Source organism: Klebsiella sp. K47 (genome assembly GCF_051858335.1).
Classification (GTDB): domain Bacteria; phylum Pseudomonadota; class Gammaproteobacteria; order Enterobacterales; family Enterobacteriaceae; genus Klebsiella; species Klebsiella pneumoniae.
In genome coordinates this window covers 1-270 of sequence record NZ_JBPYUI010000140.1, presented here as the reverse complement: position 1 = coordinate 270, position 270 = coordinate 1, and the positions used below count along the sequence as shown (strand labels likewise).

Below are 270 nucleotides of genomic sequence, written 5' to 3'. Positions count from 1 at the left end.
AAATTATGGTTACCAAATGCAGCACAGCTGGTAATGTGGCCATAGTGAGTTGTCATGGAAAGTGAAGCTTCGAGTACTGGACCACCCACAGTGTCGTAAACAATGTTAAAACCTTGACCCTCAGGGCTTGCAGCAATAATGTCATCGGAAGATGCTGTTGTGTAATCGAGAGGTGTTGCACCAAGTTCTGAAATCAGTGATTGATCAGCTGTACGACCAGTCGCCCAAACATTTGCATCAAGTGCTTTTGCAAGCTGAACCACCATATAA

General features: G+C 44.4%; 1 protein-coding gene. It reads right to left on the bottom strand.

The genetic code is table 11. The features are described from left to right. On the bottom strand, positions 1-270 hold a 270-nt coding region (locus RRF55_RS27450; RefSeq protein WP_439419223.1), incomplete at both ends, for a zinc-binding dehydrogenase.